This window comes from Promicromonospora alba (genome assembly GCF_042654905.1).
Lineage (GTDB): Bacteria > Actinomycetota > Actinomycetes > Actinomycetales > Cellulomonadaceae > Promicromonospora > Promicromonospora alba.
The window spans coordinates 295525-314846 of the sequence record NZ_JBHSFI010000005.1 but is presented as its reverse complement, the minus strand read 5'-3'; the positions used below and the strand labels follow the sequence as shown (position 1 = coordinate 314846).

Annotated in this window: 16 protein-coding genes; 11 read left to right on the top strand and 5 right to left on the bottom strand. The window is 72.1% G+C overall.

Features of this window, described 5'->3' with window-relative positions:
- The first annotated feature begins 10 nt into the window (after nt 1-10).
- The 6 genes from tsf to ACFO6V_RS16380 all read left to right on the top strand — a co-directional run bounded on the left by tsf (nt 11) and on the right by ACFO6V_RS16380 (nt 5031).
- Nucleotides 11-850, top strand: a complete 840-nt coding sequence (gene tsf, locus ACFO6V_RS16405; RefSeq protein ID WP_357502099.1) for a translation elongation factor Ts — start codon at nt 11-13, stop codon at nt 848-850.
- Between the two features lie 186 nt (nt 851-1036).
- The gene (gene pyrH / locus ACFO6V_RS16400; RefSeq protein WP_116677620.1) at nt 1037-1756 is read left to right on the top strand and encodes a UMP kinase; all 720 of its coding nucleotides are present in this window, start codon (nt 1037-1039) and stop codon (nt 1754-1756) included.
- A gap of 116 nt (nt 1757-1872) precedes the next feature.
- Nucleotides 1873-2430 (top strand): ribosome recycling factor, encoded by a 558-nt coding sequence (gene frr, locus ACFO6V_RS16395; protein WP_377137010.1) that lies wholly within the window; start codon nt 1873-1875, stop codon nt 2428-2430.
- A 50-nt stretch (nt 2431-2480) separates the two neighbouring features.
- Nucleotides 2481-3323, top strand: coding sequence for a phosphatidate cytidylyltransferase (locus ACFO6V_RS16390; protein ID WP_377137008.1), 843 nt, complete (start codon nt 2481-2483; stop codon nt 3321-3323).
- A complete protein-coding gene (gene rlmN / locus ACFO6V_RS16385; RefSeq protein ID WP_465264114.1) occupies nt 3323-4483 on the top strand; it encodes a dual-specificity RNA methyltransferase RlmN in 1161 nt (386 codons plus the stop codon). Before ACFO6V_RS16390 ends, rlmN begins: the two co-directional genes overlap by 1 nt.
- A 5-nt stretch (nt 4484-4488) precedes the next feature.
- Nucleotides 4489-5031, top strand: a complete 543-nt coding sequence (locus ACFO6V_RS16380) for a DivIVA domain-containing protein (protein WP_116674497.1) — start codon at nt 4489-4491, stop codon at nt 5029-5031.
- 90 nt (nt 5032-5121) lie between these two features.
- Here the strand turns inward: ACFO6V_RS16380 and ACFO6V_RS16375 are convergent, their stop codons facing one another.
- Entirely contained in the window at nt 5122-5517 is a 396-nt protein-coding gene (locus tag ACFO6V_RS16375; RefSeq protein WP_377137007.1) for a MerR family transcriptional regulator, read from the bottom strand.
- A 57-nt stretch (nt 5518-5574) separates the two neighbouring features.
- Between ACFO6V_RS16375 and ACFO6V_RS16370 the strand changes: the two genes are divergently transcribed.
- Nucleotides 5575-6852 carry an MFS transporter gene (locus ACFO6V_RS16370; RefSeq protein WP_377137006.1) on the top strand — a complete coding sequence of 426 codons (1278 nt, stop codon included), beginning with the start codon at nt 5575-5577 and terminating at the stop codon, nt 6850-6852.
- A 67-nt stretch (nt 6853-6919) separates the two neighbouring features.
- On the opposite strand, the gene ACFO6V_RS16365 is transcribed toward ACFO6V_RS16370, so the two are convergent.
- The gene (locus ACFO6V_RS16365) at nt 6920-8251 is read right to left on the bottom strand and encodes a hypothetical protein (RefSeq protein WP_377137004.1); all 1332 of its coding nucleotides are present in this window, start codon (nt 8249-8251) and stop codon (nt 6920-6922) included.
- Between the two features lie 129 nt (nt 8252-8380).
- On the opposite strand from ACFO6V_RS16365, the gene ACFO6V_RS16360 reads away from it, so the two are divergent.
- Complete coding sequence (locus tag ACFO6V_RS16360) at nt 8381-8674, top strand: hypothetical protein (RefSeq protein ID WP_377137002.1); 294 nt, start codon at nt 8381-8383, stop codon at nt 8672-8674.
- Between the two features lie 22 nt (nt 8675-8696).
- On the opposite strand, the gene ACFO6V_RS16355 is transcribed toward ACFO6V_RS16360, so the two are convergent.
- On the bottom strand, nt 8697-9995 hold the full coding sequence (locus ACFO6V_RS16355) for a DUF418 domain-containing protein (protein ID WP_377137001.1): 1299 nt from the start codon (nt 9993-9995) through the stop codon (nt 8697-8699).
- 57 nt (nt 9996-10052) lie between these two features.
- Nucleotides 10053-12203 carry a DEAD/DEAH box helicase gene (locus tag ACFO6V_RS16350; protein WP_377136999.1) on the bottom strand — a complete coding sequence of 717 codons (2151 nt, stop codon included), beginning with the start codon at nt 12201-12203 and terminating at the stop codon, nt 10053-10055.
- Between the two features lie 128 nt (nt 12204-12331).
- Here ACFO6V_RS16350 and ACFO6V_RS16345 point away from each other — a divergent pair, with 128 nt between their 5' ends.
- Entirely contained in the window at nt 12332-13012 is a 681-nt protein-coding gene (locus tag ACFO6V_RS16345; protein ID WP_377136997.1) for a hypothetical protein, read from the top strand.
- 119 nt (nt 13013-13131) lie between these two features.
- On the opposite strand, the gene ACFO6V_RS16340 is transcribed toward ACFO6V_RS16345, so the two are convergent.
- Nucleotides 13132-16155, bottom strand: a complete 3024-nt coding sequence (locus ACFO6V_RS16340; protein WP_377136995.1) for a TIR domain-containing protein — start codon at nt 16153-16155, stop codon at nt 13132-13134.
- Nucleotides 16156-16307: 152 nt separating this feature from the next.
- On the opposite strand from ACFO6V_RS16340, the gene ACFO6V_RS16335 reads away from it, so the two are divergent.
- Nucleotides 16308-18107 (top strand): RyR domain-containing protein, encoded by a 1800-nt coding sequence (locus tag ACFO6V_RS16335; RefSeq protein ID WP_377136993.1) that lies wholly within the window; start codon nt 16308-16310, stop codon nt 18105-18107.
- A gap of 13 nt (nt 18108-18120) precedes the next feature.
- Nucleotides 18121-19287, top strand: a complete 1167-nt coding sequence (gene dxr, locus ACFO6V_RS16330; protein WP_377136991.1) for a 1-deoxy-D-xylulose-5-phosphate reductoisomerase — start codon at nt 18121-18123, stop codon at nt 19285-19287.
- Nucleotides 19288-19322: the final 35 nt, after the last annotated feature.

The window sequence follows — 19322 nt, the reverse complement described above, 5'->3', positions numbered from 1 at the left end:
GACCAGAACAATGGCGAACTACACCGCCGCTGACATCAAGGCGCTGCGTGAGCGGACCGGCGCCGGCATGCTCGACGTCAAGAAGGCACTCGACACCGCCGACGGCGACGCCGAGAAGGCCATCGAGATCATCCGCACCAAGGGCCTCGCTCGCGCCGCCAAGCGTGAGGGCAACACCGCCTCCGAGGGCCTCGTGGCCGTCAAGGTCGAGGACACCGCGGCCGGCCAGGTCGCCACGATGATCGAGCTGAACGCCGAGACCGACTTCGTCGTGAAGAACGAGAAGTTCATCGCGCTGGCCGAGGCCGTTCTCGAGGCCACGGCCGCCGCCGGCGCCTCGGACGAGGTCGCGGCCTCCGCCGCCCCGTCCGCCGAGGGCACCGTCGCCGACCTCATCGCCGCTCAGGGCGCCACGCTGGGCGAGAAGATCGTCCTGCGCCGCGTCGCGCGCGTCGAGGGCCCGAAGGTCACGACGTACCTGCACAAGACGGCCAAGGACCTGCCGCCGTCGATCGGTGTCCTCGTCGTCACCGACGAGGCAGGCGCCTCGGTCGCCAAGGACGTCGCGCAGCACATCGCGGCCCTGGCCCCGAAGTACCTCACGCGTGAGGACGTCCCGGCGGACGTCGTCGAGAAGGAGCGTGCGATCGCTCTGGAGACCTCGAAGAACGAGGGCAAGCCGGAGGCCGCGCTGCCCAAGATCGTCGAGGGTCGCCTGAACGGCTTCTTCAAGGAGGTCGTGCTCGTCGACCAGCCGCTGGCCAAGGACTCGAAGACCACCGTCGGCAAGCACGTCGCCGCCGCGAACGGCTCCGTGTCCGCGTTCGTGCGTTTCCGCGTCGGTTCCTGACGCAGCTTGGTCGGCCCGGTCCGCGCTTCGGCGCGGGCCGGGCCGACGCATAGGCGGGTCGGTACCCCTGAAGGGACCGGCGCGCACACCGGGCTCCGTCAGGGGCACGAGCCAGCTTCCCGGTAGTGATGACCGAAGGGTGACGGACCAGTGAGCGACGAGGCGACTCAAGACTTCGCGGTGGACATGGAGGGCAAGCCCGCCCGGCGTGTGCTCCTGAAGCTGTCGGGCGAGGCGTTCGGCGGCGGCAGCGTAGGGCTCGACGCCGTCGTCGTCCGGCGCATGGCCAAGGAGATCGGCGTGGCGGTGCGCGACGGCATCCAGGTCGCCATCGTCGTCGGCGGCGGCAACTTCTTCCGCGGCGCCGAGCTGAGCGTCGCGGGCATGGACCGCGCCCGCGCCGACTACATGGGCATGCTCGGCACGGTCATGAACTGCCTGGCCCTCCAGGACTTCCTGGAGCAGGCCGGCGTCAAGACCCGCGTGCAGACCGCCATCACCATGGGTCAGGTCGCGGAGCCGTACATCCCGCTGCGCGCGATCCGGCACCTGGAGAAGGGGCGCGTCGTCATCTTCGGCGCGGGTGCGGGCATGCCGTACTTCTCCACCGACACCGTGGCGGTGCAGCGCGCCCTGGAGACGGGCTGCGAGCAGGTCGTCATGGGCAAGAACGGCGTCGACGGCGTCTACGACTCCGACCCGCGCCGCAACCCCGACGCCAAGAAGCTCGACCACCTCACGTACACGGACGCGCTCGTGAACCGCCTCGGCGTCATGGATGACACGGCGCTGGCCATGTGCCGCGACAACAATGTGCAGATGCGCGTGTTCGGCATGGAGGGCGAGGGCAACGTGACCCGCGCGCTGGCGGGCGAGCCCATCGGCACGCTGATCACCTCGCGCTGATCATCTCGCTGGACCCGGCGCGACCCGGCTCCGGAAACGCGCGATCCTTTCGGTAGCCGGGCAAAGTGTCCGTAGAGTGGCCCCGGCACCACCCGTAGACGAATGAAGGAGCAGTGGTGATCGACGAGACCCTCCTCGAGGCCGAGGAAAAGATGGAGAAGGCGATCGAGGTCGCCAAGGAAGACTTCGCCGGTATCCGTACCGGTCGCGCCAACGCGGGGATGTTCAGCAAGATCACCGTCGACTACTACGGTGCGCCGACGCCGCTGCAGCAGCTGGCGTCGTTCAACATCCCGGACGCCCGCACCGTGATGGTCGCCCCGTTCGACAAGAGCTCGATTCCCGCCGTCGAGAAGGCGCTGCGCGACTCCGACCTGGGTGTGAACCCGGCAACCGACGGCAACGCGATCCGCATAGTGCTGCCCTCCCTGACGGAGGAGCGTCGCCGCGACTACGTGAAGCTCGCCAAGTCGAAGGCCGAGGACTCGCGCGTCTCGGTGCGCAACATCCGCCGCAAGGCCAAGGAGACGCTGGACCGCATCGTCAAGGACGGCGAAGCCGGCGAGGACGAGGTCACTCGCGCGGAGAAGGAGCTGGACAAGATCACCAGGAGCCACGTCGAGATCATCGACCAGCTGCTCTCCAGCAAGGAGAGCGAGCTGCTCGAGGTCTGATGTCCGCACCACCTCGAGACAGATCAGAGCGCGACAATGCGCACACCGCCGTGAACCCAGAGTCCGAGCCCGAACCCGCCCCGAAGAAGTCGCGCGCAGGCCGTAACCTGCCCGCCGCGATACTGGTCGGCCTCGGCCTGCTCGGGATCGTCGGCGCGTCGTTGTACTGGCGACCGGAGCCGTTCGTCCTCTTCGTGGTCCTCCTGATGTGGGCCGGGCTGTGGGAGCTGCGCCAGGCGTTCGCGCGCCGTAACCTACGTCTGCCGATGGTGCCCCTGTTCGTGGGCGCCGCCGGCATGATCGTCTCCGCGTACCGCGGCGGCGGGGAGGCGTTGTTCGTCGCCTTCGTGCTGACGGTCGCGGCGGCCGTCGTCTGGCGTGCGCTCGACGGGTCCGGCCTCGGCGCCGTCCGGGACTCCGCCGCGTCGGTCTTCGCCGTCGCCTACGTCCCGTTCCTGGCGGGCTTCGTGGTCCTCATGCTGGCGCAGCCCGACGGCGAGATCCGGGTGGTGCTGTTCATCCTCCTGGCGGTCGCCAACGACACGGGCGGCTACATCGCCGGGGCCACGATGGGCAGGCATCCGCTCGCGCCGACGGTGAGCCCCAAGAAGTCGTGGGAGGGCCTGGCCGGCTCGATTGTGCTGGCCACCGCGGTGGGCGTGCTCGGGGCGGTCTACGGGCTGGGCGAGAGCCCGGTCCTCGGGATCGCGCTCGGCGTCATGACCGCAATCACTGCGACTGTGGGCGATCTCGCTGAATCTCTGCTCAAGCGTGACCTAGAATTGAAGGACATGGGCTCATTGCTCCCGGGGCACGGGGGCGTGCTGGATCGCCTCGATTCGATGATCATCACAGCGCCCTTCGTCTATCTCGTGCTCTCGGTGGTTGCCTGATGAAAACTCCCCTTGCCCAGCCCGTCGTGCGTCCTTCGGACGAGACGCCGGCGATCCCGCTGCAGATGGCGCCGAAGCGCCGCGGCAAGCCCCCGAGGCACTTCGCCGACCTCACGCCCGAGGAGCGGGTCGCCTCGGTAGTGGAGGCGGGCGAGCCGGCGTTCCGCGCCACGCAGCTCGCCACGCACTACTTCACGCACTACACGAGCGACCCGGCGAAGATGACCGACCTCCCGGCGAAGTCCCGGGACGCGCTCGCGACCACCATGTTCCCCGAGCTCATGCGGCCCACCCGCAAGCTCGAGGCCGACGGCGGCACCACGGTCAAGACGCTGTGGCACCTGTTCGACGAGGCCAAGGTCGAGTCGGTCCTGATGCGCTACCCGCAGCGCACCACGCTGTGCGTCTCCAGCCAGGCGGGCTGCGGCATGGCGTGCCCGTTCTGCGCGACGGGTCAGCTCGGCCTGACCCGGAACCTCTCGACCGCGGAGATCCTCGAGCAGGTCCGCGCGGCGTTCCGCTCGCTGGCCGAGGGCGAGATCCCCGGCGGCGTCACCCGGCTGAACAACCTGGTGTTCATGGGTATGGGCGAGCCGCTGGCCAACTACAAGGCAGTGATCGAGACGGTGCGGACACTGGTCGCGCCGCAGCCGGAGGGCTTCGGCATGTCGGCCCGCAACATCACCGTCTCCACGGTGGGCCTGGTCCCGGCGATGCAGAAGCTCACCAAGGAGGGCATCCCGGTGACGCTCGCCCTCTCGCTGCACGCGCCCGACGACGACCTGCGCTCCGAGCTGGTGCCGATCAACACACGCTGGAGCGTCGACGAGACCCTCGACACCGCGCGGAACTACTTCGAGGTGACCGGCCGTCGGGTTTCCATCGAGTACGCGCTGATCAAGGACATGAACGACCACGCCTGGCGTGCGGACCTGCTGGGCGAGAAGCTCAACGCCCGCGGCCGCGGCTGGGTGCACGTGAACCCGATCCCGCTCAACCCGACGCCGGGTTCGATCTGGACCGCGAGCGACCGGGATGTCGAGGACGAGTTTGTGGCACGATTGCGCGGTCACGGGATCCCGACCACGATCCGTGATACCCGCGGGAGCGATATCGACGGGGCCTGCGGGCAGCTTGCGGCTGAGGAGGACGACGAGTGAGTGGGATGTTCAACAGCGTTCCCGCGATGCGCACCGGGTACGACAAGGACGAGGTCGACGAGTTCTTCGAGCACGCGCGGCAGGCGTACGAGGGACGTACCGCGGACCGGCTGACCAGCGCCGACATCCAGGCGTCCACGTTCGACCTGACCCGTGGTGGGTACAACACCCATGAGGTCGACGCGGCGCTCGACCGGCTCGAGGCGGCGTTCATCGCCCGGCAGCGCGCGGAGTACGCGGCGGCGCACGGCCAGCAGGCCTGGATGAACGCGCTCGCCGAGCGCGCGCGTTCGCTCTACGGGCGGCTGGGCCGGCCCGACGGCGAGAAGTTCGCGCCCGCCGACCGCGGCTCGCAGGGTTACGACAAGGACGACGTCGACGACCTGTGCGACCGGCTCATCGGGTACTTCGACCGGCAGGAGCCGCTGACGGCGGGCGACATCCGGTCGGCGACGTTCGGGCGTGCGCGCGGTGCGGACGCCTACGACGAGGCCTCGGTGGACGCGTTCCTGAGCCGTGCGGTGGAGGTCCTGCTCGGCGTCGAGTGACGTGGTTTCCGCGAAGTAGAGCGCCTGTCCTGTTCTCCCCGGCGATAACCGGGGAGAACAGGACAGGCGCTCTACTTCGCGGAAGCTGGGTCAGGACGTCAGGGCCGGTTCTGCCGCATCGCGGAGGAGGACCTCGTTCTGGGTCGCCTTCAGGAACGCGCGGATCGAGTCCCGGCTCCGCGTGAGGCAGTCGATGCGCTCCTGGACGCCGACCAGCTCCGTGGCCAGCTGCTCGGCCACCTCGCGCGGGCACGTCGGCTCGTCGCGGGCCGCTGCGAGCTCGGCGTCGAGCAGCACCTTGACCAGCCGCGTCGGGATGCCGGCCTGGACCAGGCCCGCCACGCGGGACACCCGCTCCACGTGGGCCTCGGTATAGGTGCGGTAGCCGTTCGGCGCGCGGTCCGCCTCGAGCAGGTTTTGCTGTTCGTAGTACCTGATCAGGCGGGTGGTCACGCCCGTCCGGGCGGCGAGCTCACCGATCTTCATGTTGCCTCCGGGTTGGGCTTGACATTGACACCAGTGTCAAACTTTAGCGTTGCCGACATGGAGACAACAGGCACGACAACAGGCACTGCACCAACCGTCCCGCCGGTCGTCGGCGACCCGCCGGACGCAGACGTCCCGAACCGCCCCGCCGACGTCCTGCCCTGGCCGTCCCTGCTCGTGCTGGGCGCCGGGACGCTCCTCATGGTCACCGCGGAGATGCTGCCGACCGCCGTGCTGGAGCAGATGAGCACGGGGCTCGGTGTCGCCGAGTCGAGCACCGGCATGCTGGTCTCGGTGTGGGCGGCAGTCGTGGTCGTGCTCAGCTTCCCGCTGGTGCGGCTGACGCGCGGCAGGGACCGCCGCGCCGTGATCGCCGGCGGGCTGGCCGTGCTCGCGCTCTCGTCGGCCCTGACCGCCCTCGCACCGACGTTCCAGCTGGCGGTCGGCGCGCGGATCCTGGGTGCGGCAGCGGTCGGGCTGCTGTGGTCCACCACCAACGCGCACGTCGCCGACCTGGTCTCCGACCGCCTGCTCGGGCGCGCCGTCGCCGTGGTGCTCGGCGGGGCCACCCTGGGGATGGTCGTGGGCACGCCGCTCGCCAGGCTCGTCGCCGACGCCGCCGGCTGGCGGGCCGCCTTCGGGGCTCTCGCGGTCCTGGGCGTCCTGGGGGCTGTCGCGGTCCGGCTGGTCGTCGCGCGTGCGGCGGTCCCGGCGGCCCCGGAGGTCCTGACGGGCGCGGCGGACGCGGCGGAGCCCGGCCCGGGCGTCCGGACGCCTCGACGCGGCATGGGCCCCCTGCTGACAGTGACGGGGCTCGTGGCGCTGGTGCTGGTGGGCCACTACGGCGCGTACACCTACATCACGCGCCTGACGGAGGCGCCGGCCGAGGTGCTGCCCGGCGGGATGAGCGCGCTGCTGCTGGTGTTCGGGCTCGCCTCGGCGGTGGGAGTCGCACTGGCCGGCCGGTTCGGCAACCGGACGGCGCCCGCACTGGTCGTGAGCGTGGCCGCGACCGCGCTGACCGTGGCGGCGCTGGGCATCGCCGACGTGCACCCGGCGGTGGGGATCGCCGTCGTCGTGGCGTGGGGAGTCGTGTCCGGCGGCATGCCGCCCTTCGCCCAGACGCTGATCCTGCGACTGGCCGGACCCGAGCGGCGCTCGTTCGCCGGCGCGCTCATCCCCGTGCTGTTCAACGGCGGGATCGCGGTCGGTGCCGCGCTCGCGTCGCTCGTGGTCGCCGGCTCGGGCGTGTCGGCGCTGCCCCTCCTGGCGGCCCTCGTGGTCGCGGCGGCAGCGCTCGGCCTGGCCCTCTCTCTGCGTCGCGCCGCCGTATGACGAGAAGGGGATCGTGTTCGCGGGGAGTACCCCGGCGAACACGATCCCGTTCTCGTCGCCCCGGCCGTCAGCAGGAAGGGGCTCGGTTCGAGGAGCTTGTGGAGACGTAGGCGCCCGAGACCCAGTTGCCCGGTCCGATGCGGTTCCACAGGTCGGTGGTGCCGTAGGTCCCCGTGATCCTGGCGCCGCGCGCGGTGCACTCGATCACCACGTTCGCGTGGTTGCCGGCCTGTCCGACGGCGGGATAGTCCGTGCTCGGACCCGAGCGCACGTTGAGCGGACCGTTCTTGGTCCTGACGACCCCCTGGGGCCCGTCCCCGGTCCAGAGGTAGGTGACGGTGGTCCAGGCGTTGTTGGTGAGCCCGACGGCGTCCCAGAACGTACCGTCCCCGAGGTCGATACCCGCGGGGTTCGCGACCTGGCGGCCGAACCCGTCGCGCCCGCGGTTGTGGTCGTCCTGGTAGGCGGCCTGCGCCTGCGGCAGGCCCCGGGGCAGGTCGGACCAGGACTGGCGCGTCTCGCCCCCGTTCCAGTAGTCGTCGGTGGTGTTCCACGGTCCGACGTCCCAGACCGGGGCGTACGCGCAGCGCCCGGTGCTCTCGGCGCAGACCCGCACCGAGTAGCTGCCCGAGTCCTTCGACGACAGCCCGCGCCGGGACGGCAGCGCGACGAAGTGGTCCCTCGAGGTGATGACGTGGCCGTTCGCGGTGGTCCCGCCCACCAGGCCCTCGCGGGTGGCGAAGACCTTGTACGAGTCCGCGACGCCCGTCGGCGCGGCCTCTCCCTCCGCGTCCTGCAGCGACTGCGACCGGCGGGCCTCGGGCGTGAGCCTCACCTTCCGCACGGCCGGGCTGGTGCCGTCCTCGCCGATGAGCGTGACGCGCGCCTGGACCGTCTCGGCGGGTGCGGGGAGCGGGGAGCCCGCGGGCACCCACTCGGTCCAGGAGTCGGGGCCCTGGTCGGTGCGCCGGCCGCGGACGTCGACCAGCACGGAGGTCCCTGTCGGGGCCGTGGCGTCGACGTCGGCGGTGATGACGCCCGCGGGGGAGTCGAGGACCTTCGGCTCCGCGACCAGCTGGCCGGACGTCTCCCGGTGCACGCTGCCGCCGTCGGCCCTGCTGCCCGCGGACGCGGTGGAGCTGCCGGACGTGCCGGCGGCGTCCAGGCGGAGCGCGCCGCCGGAGTGGCGTACCCCGGCGTCGTCGTCGGTGCGGGTGGCGAGGTCGACGGACCAGGCCCGGCCGACGGCGTCCGGACCGGTGCCAGGGGTGACCGTCGCGACGGCGGCTCCCGAGGTGACCAGGCCCGAGGCGATCAGGCCGGAGGCGATCAAGACGGCGCAGGCCTTGGCGGTCAGCGCCGCGGCTCGGCGTCGGGTCCTGCGTACCTGGGTGAGCATGTGCTGAATCTAAGCGGCTTGTTATTTCACCCGCGCGGTGAAACGGGAGAAATCTCGGGACGCCGTTTCGTCGGCCGGTGCCGGAGCAACCCGCCGGGTGGTGCATGATCGGGGAAGTACCCCAGAATGATGACGAGCAAGGAGAACGACGTGTCCGAGTTCCTGGCCGACAAGCCCGGCAAGTTCGACCTCGACGGCGACGGCATAGCCGATGTCGAGGTGGCCGACACCGACGGCGACGGCGTCGTCGACGCCCAGTTCGAGGACTACGACGCCGACGGCGTCCCCGACGTCGAGCTGCACGACACCGATGGTGACGGGCGGCCCGACGTCGTGGTGGAGACCGCCGGCGGCACGCAGACGATCTCCGTGGACACCGACGGCGACGGCGAGGACGACGCCGTCGACTCGTTCCCGGCCTGAGGCTCCGGGTTCGGCCCGGGCCTCAGGCCCCTGGCTGAACCGGCGCCGGACGCTGCGCCGGCCGGCCGTAGACCAGCCGGCGCAGCGCCACCTCGGCCGGCCCGCGCCGTCCGGTCCGCTCCTGCCAGACGGCGAACGCCACGGTGAGCGCCCAGACGCCCACGGCGAACAGCAGCATGCTCCACGAGCTGAGGTACTGGCCCAGACCGAAGCCCCAGGCCGCCAGGATCGGCGCGCACAGCACCGACTGCAGCAGGTAGGACGTCAGCGACCGCTTGCCCACCGCCTGGACGGCGCCGGCGAACGGCCCGTCCGTGGTGAACAGGTTGTTCGACGGCGCGCCGCTGCGCCGCAGGGCGACGCGGTGGCCGATGAGGCCGAACAGGGCGACGTAGCCCAGGCCGCCGAAGAAGCCGGTGAGGATCTGCACGGGCAGGAAGACCCAGGCCGCGTGGTCGGGTACGGCGATGGCGCCGACGTGGTCGAGCGCGGACGGCAGCGGGCCGAGCCAGCCGATGGCGATGCCGACCGCTGCCACCCGGCGCAGCAGCGGCAGGTGCTCGCCCGGGTTCTCGAGGATGCGGCGCCGTCCGGCCCAGAAGGCGAGCAGCAGCATCATCGGGACGACGAGGAAGAGGAGCCCCTGGCCGACGGTCCCGAAGACCCAGAAGCCCAGGCGCTCGAAGATCGACGCCAGGTACGAGGTCGACTCCATCGACTCCGTGGACGGGCCGGTGGTGTCCGCGAGGATGGACCGAGCGATCGGGTCGTCCGCCGGGATCTGAGCGGTGAAGTACGAGCCGATCACGGCGAACACCGTGCCGATCGCCAGCAGGCCGCCGAAGACCCAGGTCCACACGAGCAACGTGCGGTCCTTGACCTCGAAGAACAGCCACACCATGAGCAGGCCGGCCAGGCCGTACGCGCCGAGCACGTCGCCCATCCAGAGCAGCGCCGCGTGCACGAACCCGAAAGCGAGCAGGAGCCAGTTGCGCTTCTGCAGGAGCTTGCGAGCCGCTACCTCCGGCGTCCCGGAGGACACCTGGCGGTTGTAGAGCTGCATCATGCCGTAGCCGAAGAGGAACGCGAACATGGGGTAGGTCCGCATGTCCACGAACACGATGATGAGGAAGTCGGCGACCTTGTCGAGGGCCGAGCCGTCGACGGGGTGCGACACCCAGGGGTTCGTCTCGCGGCCCCACAGGTAGTAGGGCGTGTTCGCGATGGCGATCAGCAGGAGCATGAAGCCGCGCGCGAGGTCGGGCGCGGGCGAGCGCTCGGCGGCCTGGACAGGACCCCGGGTCAGGGCTGTGGTGGACATGGGTACATCTCAGCAGGCCGGGGGCCTGACCGCGAGCAAAGGAGCGAGCTTTCGAGGCTACGCCGCCGGCTCAGCCAGCCGGGCGCGCTCCTCCTCGACGATGCGCCGGGCGAGCTCGGCATCGGCGACGTCGGTGGCGCCCGGCGCCACGGCCACCGTCGAGCGGCCGGCGTACTCGGCGAACAGCTCGGCCTTGGTGCCGAGGATCTCCAGGAGCCGCTCGTCCACGCTGTTCTCGATCAGCAACCGGTGCACCTGCACGGTGCGGACCTGGCCCATCCGGTGCGCCCGCGCGATGGCCTGCGCCTCGACCGTCGGCTTGACCTGCGGCTCGCACAGGATCACCACCGAGGCGGCCTGGATGTTGAGCCCGACGCCGCCCGCCTCGATCTGGCTCACCAGCACCTTCGGCTCCGGCGCCTGCGTGAACTCGTCGACCAGCTCCTGCCGCCGTCTGGCGGGGACGGAACCCGTGATGGGGCCGATGGCGAGCGGGCCCAGCTCGGTCAGCACCGTCTCGATCACGTCGCGGAAGAACGAGAAGACGACGACCTTGCGGTTGTTGTCCATCGCCTCGGCGACGATCTCGCGCAGCCGCACGAGCTTCGCCGTCGGCTCGGGGGCCTGGACGAACGCCGCCCGGCGCATGTCCGCGAACGAACGCTTCAGCACGGCCCGCCGGTAGGCGGCGCCGTCGTGCTTGCCGAACCGCTCCCACTCGTCGACCTGGACCAGCTCGGGCAGCTCGGTGAGCACGTCCTCCTGGTTGCGCCGCAGGTACACCGTGGAGACCGACCTGCGGAACGCCGCGGCGCCCGCAAGGCCCGCCGCCGCGTCTATCGAGTCGGCGACGTCGGGCTTGAGGTACCGCACGAGGCTGCGGAACTCGTCCACGGTGTTCTCCATGGGCGTGCCCGACATGAAGAGCACGCGCTCGGCGGCGTCGGCCCAGGCCGCCGTCCGCTCCGAGCGCTGCGCGGCGGGGTTCTTCACGTAGTGCGCCTCGTCCACCACGAGCAGTGCGGGCCGGGGCAGCCCGGCGGCGCGCAGGTGCCCGAGCTGCGGGAAGGTGACGATGCCGACGCCGCCGTCGGCGATCCAGCTGCGGATGCCGGCGTCGCGTTCGTCGCCCTGCAGCACCCGGACCGTGAGGCGGGAGTGGGCGGCGACCTCGCGGGCCCAGTTCGCCGCGACGCTCGCCGGGCAGATCACGAGGAAGTGCCGGCGGCCGCGGGCGGCCAGGTGCGCCATCACGGCGATGGCCTGGACCGTCTTGCCGAGCCCCATCTCGTCACCGAGGATCGTGCGCCGCTGCACCAGCGCGTACCGCGCGCCGAACGCCTGGTACCCGCGCAGGGAGACGGTCAGGAGCGAGGTGTCCAGGTCCTGGGCCGACACCTGGTCGACGACGTCCTCCGGCAGGTAGCCCTCCGCGGCCTCGACGTCGACGCCGAGGTCCACGAGCTCGCCCAGCGCTGTGTAGTAGGCGGCGGCGCGGGCCTCGTAGTCCCGCCACACCTCCGCGTCCGACGTGCCGGTCAGCGTGCGGTCCAGCCGGCGCAGGGCGTCGGTGACGCCCGAGTCGTCGAGCCCGTCCACCGTCTCGCGGAGCGTGGTCAGCGCGGAGTCGGCCGCGGCGTTGCGCTCGCGGCCGGCGAAGAACCGCTTGACGAGGGTGCCGCGCAGGACCCCCGCCTCGGCCAGGCGGGCCAGCCGCGGGACGTCGACGTCGAGCCGCTCGCCCCAGGCGTCGAAGAACCGGGCGACGTGCTCGTGCGTGTGCAGCGCACGCACCAGGTCGGTCGCGAGCGGGTCGGCGGGGTCGGCCTCGATCCGGAAGGTGAGCGCGTCGTCGACGGCGTCGAAGATCTGCTGGGCGGCCTCGCGCAGCAGGCGTGCGGTCTTGGGCCCGACGCCGGCGATCGCGTCGAGCTCCTCGTCGTCGGCGCGCAGCACCTGGGCCACGGTCCGGAACCCGGCCGCCTCGACGAGTCCCACCCGAACGCGCCCGGTGCTCACCTCGCGGATCCGGTCGACGGGTACCTCTGCCAGCTCCGCAAGCACCCGGGCGTCCCGGGCGGCGCGGTACGCGTCGCGCACCCGTTCGGGGGCCGCACCACGCTCGGTCAGCGTGTCCGTGCCCAGGGCGTGCCGGGTGCGGGCCTCCTCGAGCAGCTCGCGGGAATCGGCGCGTGACCAGGTCTCCATGGCGGCTGACGGTACTGGGTGCGTGCCGCTGCGACGTACTCGCACACGCCGTCGTGCCCTGTTGCGGTGCATACCGGGACTGAACGCCCGTTCTGGTAGTTTCGTCGCACCGTGGACAGGAGGAACGAGTGAGCACGGAAGCACTGCCGCAGCAGGCACAGGCGGCGCAGGTCACCGCAGCAGGGGAGACGACGGCCGAGGTGACGCCGCAGGTGGCGCCGGTCGCAGTCGAGAGTGGTATCGAGAGTGGTCAGGCCCCGGCGCACGTCGCGGGATCTGAGCAGGCACCGGAGCAGGTCAAGGCCCCGGAGCAGGACGAGGCACCGGAGCGCGAGGAGAACCTCGAGACGCGCACGGCTGCGAGGCTGCACGACCTGGTGGTCTCGGGCGCGGAGAAGCTGCCTGGCGAGGCCGGCAGCACCGTGTCGAAGATCGCCGTCGCGCTGCTGTCGTTCGGCAGCCAGGCCGCGGCGAAGGAGCAGGACAAGCCGACGACGAAGCTCGTCGGCGAGGCCGTCCAGCTGTACAAGAGCCTGGACGACGACGACCCGACCAAGCAGCGTGCGGTGCTCGAGCACGCGCTGGAGACGTTCACGACGTCGACGATCGGTGGCAAGGAGCGCTCGCAGGTGCTGGAGGTCGCCGAGGAGGCGATGAACCTGTGGGGCAAGCTGCGCGGGACGTCCTCGGACCTCGCGAAGTCCGACGCCGCGGCCTCGATGCGCTCGCTCACCAGCGTGCTGCGCAAGGAAGGCCGCGACGAAGAGGCGGACGAGACGGAGACCGAGGCCAAGCGCCTGGAGTCCTGACCCGGGGCTCGCCCCGGGAGTACGCCGAACCGGAGTACGCCGAAGTAGAGCGCATGTCCGAGTCTCCCTCGGTTACCACGGGGGACTCGGACAGGCGCTCTACTTCGGCATCCTTTCGGTCAGGTGGAGCAGGCCGGGTCATTCGTCAGCGTGACGCCGTCCGGCATGTCTTTCGGCGTCGCCGTCCGCCCCGCCATGGCGCACGCCCGGGTGATCATCTGGTCGTCCGAGAAGGTCCAGCCGGTGGTGACACCGTGGTCCTGGACCACGAGCAGCTGGCCGTCGGCGGCGTGTACGTCGCTCGGTGCCACCTCGTCGCTGGGCGAGTACATCCTGGTGGCGAGCTCGCCAACCTTCTGACCGGTCTCGATGTCGAAGAACGCCAGCGCCGGGCCGTCGTTGCGCGCCACGAGGTTCGGCCCGGGCAGCACGGCCATGACGTCGCCGTAGGTGCCGGTGAGGTCGAGCGACCTGAGACGGCCCGGGGCGGTCGCCGGCCGCAGCCGCACCGTGGAGTCCACGCCGAGCGTGACCAGCTGGTCCGGCACCGCCGGATCCCCCGCGCGGCCGATCATGTGCACCTGCGCCACACTGCTGCCGCGCACCGTCCACACGTCCGTCTCGCCCCGGGCGACGGCGTCGAGATCGGCCACCCGGAGCGAGAAGTCGCGCGGCGCGACGGCGACCGTGCTCCCGTCGTCGGCCACCGCTACCCGGCCGGGTGCCGTCCACTCGGGTTCGAGCCGTGGTGAGGCGCCCAGGGGGCCCGGTACGTGCACGGCAGGCTCCTCGAGCCCGATGTCGACGAGGTGGAGCCCCGAGCACGCGTCGACGAGCAGGATGTGCTGCCCCGCACGCCGGGCGCTCACGACGGTGGCACAGGCGGGGCCGTCGCGCTCCAGGCCCGGCGCGACGAGGGAGCGGAACCCCGGCTCGTGCGCGGCGGTGGTGCCGCGGTCGGTCTGGTAGGCGCTGCCGTCCGGGGCGATGAGCAGGAGCCGGTCCTCGTCGAGCCACACCGGTAGCAGCGGCTGGCCGGCATGCTCTCCGTCGTCGGGCAGCGCGACGGTGCCCCGGCCATGGATGGTCACCGTCCCGTCCGACCAGGACACCGCGGTGCTCGCCGGCGCCGTCGGCTCCGCCCGGTAGGTGGCCAGGACCGCCGTCGGGCCGGCCTGGGCCGGTCCGGTCGCCGGGTCAGGTTCGCGTGCGGCCGCTACCGCGGCGGCGCCCGCCGCGCGCGGCAGCGGGATGTCGCCGCGGGTGCCGGCTGTGGACCACAGCGCGATCCGGCCGTCCGACGCCGCCGCCACACGGTCGGTGCCGACCAGTACCGGTGGGCCGGTCCGCTGGATGCCGGACATGTGCCACGTCCGCCGCAGCCTGGTCTTCCCGGAGATCTCGCACGCGACCAGGCCTCCGTCAGTGGCGACCAGGGCGCGCGTGGTCTCGTTGTCTATCGCGACCACCTCGGGGGCGGACCAGGCACGCGGTACCGGGCAGCTCGCCGAACGCACGGAGTCGTCGGCCCAGTGGTGCACGGTCACGACGGTGCCCTCCGCGTCGGAGCGCAGCGTCGCCCAGTAGCGCAGCGAGGGTGAGGGGACGGCATCCTCAGGCAGCCGGACCGTCCCCGGGCCGGTCGGCTCCAGGGAGTCGAGGCTGCGCACCTCGAGGGTGCCCGCGGCGGCGTCGGCCACCGCGAGGGTGCGGCTCGAGCCGACGGCGAGGGACGTGACCGCGAGATCCGTGCTCACCTTGTTCGCGAAGGCCAGGCGCTGCTCGTGCGGCCGCTGGGACCCGGCGTCGGACTCCAGGACCGCCAGGTCCCGTCCTGCGAGGTTCATGCTGCCGATCCGGTTCCGGTCGGTGACGGCGTCGTGCCACGCGATGAAGAGCGTGTCGCCGTCCGGCGTGAGCGCCACCGCTGCCGCGCCGGGCAGGTCGAGGTGCGTCTGGCGGCTGGTGCTGCCCTCGGGCAGCGGGCCGAACCGGCCGACGGTCACGCCGAGGTCGTCGACCGCCGCGACCACCATGCCGTCCGCGCTCCCGGCGACGAAAGGCCCCGGCCGCCCGGACCCGGTCACCGTGCCGAACGGCGTACGGTCGCCGCGCAGGACGGCGGGTTCGCCGTCGTCGGGGTTCCACCGCACGAGGTCACCCCTGTCGGTACGGCCGACGATGCCCGTGCTGGTCGGCGCGACGTCGGCGAGCTCGGTCTCCTCCGGCACGTCGACGGTCCGCAGCAGGTACGGGTCCGCGGGCTCGTTCGCCGTCACCGCGTTGAACAGCGCGGTGCGGGTCTGCCCGTCCCGGAGGCGTTCGACCGCCTCTACCGCGAGCAGCTGCGCCACAGCGGGATCGTCCTGGTGCACGACGTGCGACGTCGCGCCGAGCAGGTGGGCGGCGTTGGCGTTCACCGCCTCGTTCGCCCGGGACGCCTCCCGCAGGGCGTATCCGGACGCGCCGATGGCCACGGCGAGCATGACGCCGAGGGCGGTGATCGTCAGACGGCTGACGAGGTTGGCCGAGCCCTGGCGAGCGATGTGGGCGCTGAGGATCTCCTCGGTGCTGACGTCCGGGCCGCGCAGCGGGGCGACGAGCTCGGCGAGCGCCGTCGCCCGGTCCGGGTGGCGCCGCCAGAACCTGCGCCGCTGGCGCAACCGGGTCAGGTCGGTCCACTTGGGCTCGCGGTCGATCCGCTCGGCGAGCGGCGCGGGCAGTGCGGTGGTGCTGATCTTGTCTATCTTGTTCGCCGTCCAGACGATCTTGCCGCTGGTCAGCGCCACCAAGAGGGTCTCGGGTTCGCGATGGTCGAGCCACCAGGCCACCTCCTCGGCCACGAAGTGGGAGCTCGCAGCACCCTCGGAGGCGAGCAGGATGAGGTAGTCGGAGCGCTCGAGCTTGTGCTTGATGGAGTCCCAGAGGCTCGGGTTGTTCGCCAGACCGGTCCGGTCCAGGAAGATGCGCAGGTCGCGGACGCCGTCGCGCCTGTCGAAGTCGAGGAGCTGCGCGTGGAACGCGGGCGCGAACTCGCCGTCGGAGTCGCGGCTGTAGGACAGGAAGGCGTCGTACCCGTCGGTGCGCGGTGCGACGGAGGCGCGGGCAGCGGGCAGCAGGCCACGGACTCTCCGGTCGGTCATCCTTGCCCCCCGCTGCTTTCCTCGGCGAATGTCGCGGACCGGAGAGAAATGTATCCCCTGTGTGTAATGTCGCCGCTGGTCATGACGCTAGCGACCTTTAGCCTGAAATGCACCGTTAGGTGTGCTGGCGGGTCGGACGGGAGAGGCACGACATGGCGGCACCGGAGCTCGTGATTCCCCGCGGCGGACCGCGCCGGCTGCACGTGCGCCGGTCGTGGGTGCGCGCGGGCTTCACCGCGCTGTTCGGCGTGGCCTTCGCACTGGGCCTGTGGGGCTTCACCATCTACCGGACCTCCCCGGACTTCGTCTGGGGCACCACCGGGTGGGACGTCGTCTACTACTCCGTCCAGCTCTTCGTGCTCGGTGCGGAGGCCACCAACGACGGCGGCGACCTGCCCTGGCAGCTCCAGGCCGCGCGGTTCCTCGCCCCGGTCGCCACCGGCTACGCCGTCTTCGAGGCGGTGCGCTCCCTGTTCGCCGACCAGATCGCGGCGATGCGCACCCGTCGGATGCGGGGGCACGCGGTGGTCGTCGGGCGCACACCGGCCGCCGACCTCATCGCCGAGGCGCTCGCGGCCCGGGGCGCTCCCGTCGCGCGGACCGCCACGGGGGACGCGGCGTCGCTGCGCAACGCCGGTATCTCCGGCGCCGCGGTGCTCTACGCGTGCGAGGGCGAGGACGACGAGCCCGGCGTCAACGTGCTCACGGTGGCGGTGGCCAACCGCGCGGTGCGGGACCCTGCTCTGCCGGGCCTGCGGCTGAACGCGCACGTCAGCGACCCCGAGCTCGCGCTCGCGCTGCAGGCCCGCCACCTGAGCCATCCGCAGCCGGGCGTGGACTTCTTCACGCTGGGCGAGCTCGTCGCCCGCTCGCTGGCCCGGCGCGACCAGACGGTAGCCCGCGGCACCGCGCCGCATGTCTCGGTGGTCGGGCACGGCACGTTCGGCAGGGCGCTCGTCGTCGCGTTCGCGCGGCTGCGGAGCGTCGAGATCGCGTCCGGCGGCGAGCCGCTCACCGTGACCCTCGTCGGTCCCGGCGCGCGCGTCGCGGCGCAGGCGTTGCGGGCACGCTGGCCCAGCGTGCGGGCGGCCTGCCGGCTCGTCCCGGTCGAGACGTTCGCCGAGGTGCGCGCGATCGGCACGCCCCAGCGCGTCTACGTGTGCCACGACGACGACGGGGACGCGCTCCGGCACGCGCTGCGGGACAGTGACCTCTGGCGCGCCGGCGAGGGCGCCGTCGTGCTGCGCCTCAACCGCCTCGCGGGCCTCGGCGGCCTGTTCGGCACCCACGACGGCTCCATCCTCGACGACCTCGGCGGGCGGCTCGACGTCGTCGAACCGGGCACGCTGCTGCGCAGGGCGACCGCGCCCGGTGCGCTCGTGCACGACGATGTCTACGACCTGATGGCCGTCTCCGCCCACCTGACCTACCTGCGCAACCAGCGTTCGCGCGGCGTGGCCTGGGAGAGCACCCCCGCGATGGTCTCGTGGGCCGACCTGTCCGACGACCTCCGGGCCGCGAACCGTGCCCAGGTGCGCGCCATCCCGGACCGGCTCCGCCAGATGGGCTGCACCGTCGCACCCGCCGGCGACGGCGAGCACGGCCGGATCCCCGAACCCGTGGTCGACGCGCGCGCCGTCGACGAGCACGAGCGGTGGATGGCCGAGAAGGCCGCCGCGGGCTGGACCTACGGTCCGCAGCGGGACGACGCCCGGCGCCTGCACCCGGACCTGCGCCCCTGGGAAGAGCTGTCGGAGGCGGACCGCGAGAAGGACCGCGCGGCGATCCGAGCCATCCCGGTGATCCTCGCGGACTTCGGCCTCCACGTGGTCCCGCTCGCCGACGACGCCGGCTGGGAGGCCGCCGGCGAGCCCGTGCCGGACCCCCGTGGCGTGGTCAAGGGCTGGCGGATGTTCGGCCGCGGCCGTGCGGAGCAGGCCGGCGAGGGCTGAGAGGATGTGCCCCATGCGAAGCGTCACCCTCCTCGGCTCCACCGGCTCCATCGGCACGCAGGCCATCGACGTCATCGGGCGCAACCCGGACCGGTTCCGCGTGGACGCGCTGTCCGCCGGCGGTTCTGACCTGCCGCTCCTCGCCCGCCAGGCCGCGTCGCTCGGCGTACGCGCCGTCGCGGTGGCCGACGACGCCGCACGCCCCGCGCTGCTGGACCTGCTCCGGGAGGCAGGGGCCGACGGCGTCGAGGTGCTCGCCGGACCGGGCGCCGCGACCGAGCTGGCCGGCCGGGGGAGCGACGTCGTGCTCAACGGCATCACCGGATCCGTGGGCCTGCGCCCCACCCTCGCCGCGCTCGCCGCCGGTTCGACGCTGGCGCTCGCGAACAAGGAGTCGCTGGTCGTCGGGGGCGCGCTGGTCAAGGCGGCGGTGCGGCATAAGGGCCAGATCGTGCCGGTGGACTCGGAGCACTCCGCCATCGCGCAGTCGCTGCGCTCGGGGTCCGCCGCCGAGGTGCGCAAGCTCGTCGTGACCGCGAGCGGCGGGCCGTTCCGCGGCCGCACGCGCGCCGAGCTGCGGGACGTGACCCCCGCGCAGGCCCTGCGGCACCCCAACTTCTCGATGGGGCGCGTGGTCACCACCAACTCCGCGACGCTGGTGAACAAGGGCCTCGAGGTGATCGAGGCGCACCTGCTGTTCGATCTGCCGTTCAGCGCGATCGACGTCGTGGTGCACCCGCAGCAGATGATCCACTCGATGGTCGAGTTCGCCGACGGCTCCACCATCGCCCAGGCCGGTCCGCCGCGGATGCTCGTGCCGATCGCGCTGGGCCTGTCCTGGCCCGACCGCCTGCCGGACGTCGACGTGCCCATCGACTGGACCAAGGCGTCCACCTGGGAGTTCGCGCCCCTGGACGACGACGCCTTCCCCGCCGTCCGCCTCGCCCGGCAGGTCGGCGAGGCCGGCGGCACGCACCCCGCCGTCTACAACGCGGCGAACGAGGTGTGCGTGGACGCGTTCCACGACGGCGCCATCGGCTTCCTGGACATCGTCGACACGGTGGCCGCCGTCGTCGAGGCGCACGAGACGACGTCCGCGGGCGACGCGACGTCGGTCGAGGGCGTCCTGGAGGCCGACGCCTGGGCCCGCGCCCGCGCGGCGGAGCTCCTCAAGTCCTGACGGGACGTCCGGGACCGGTGCGATGCGCTGCGGCC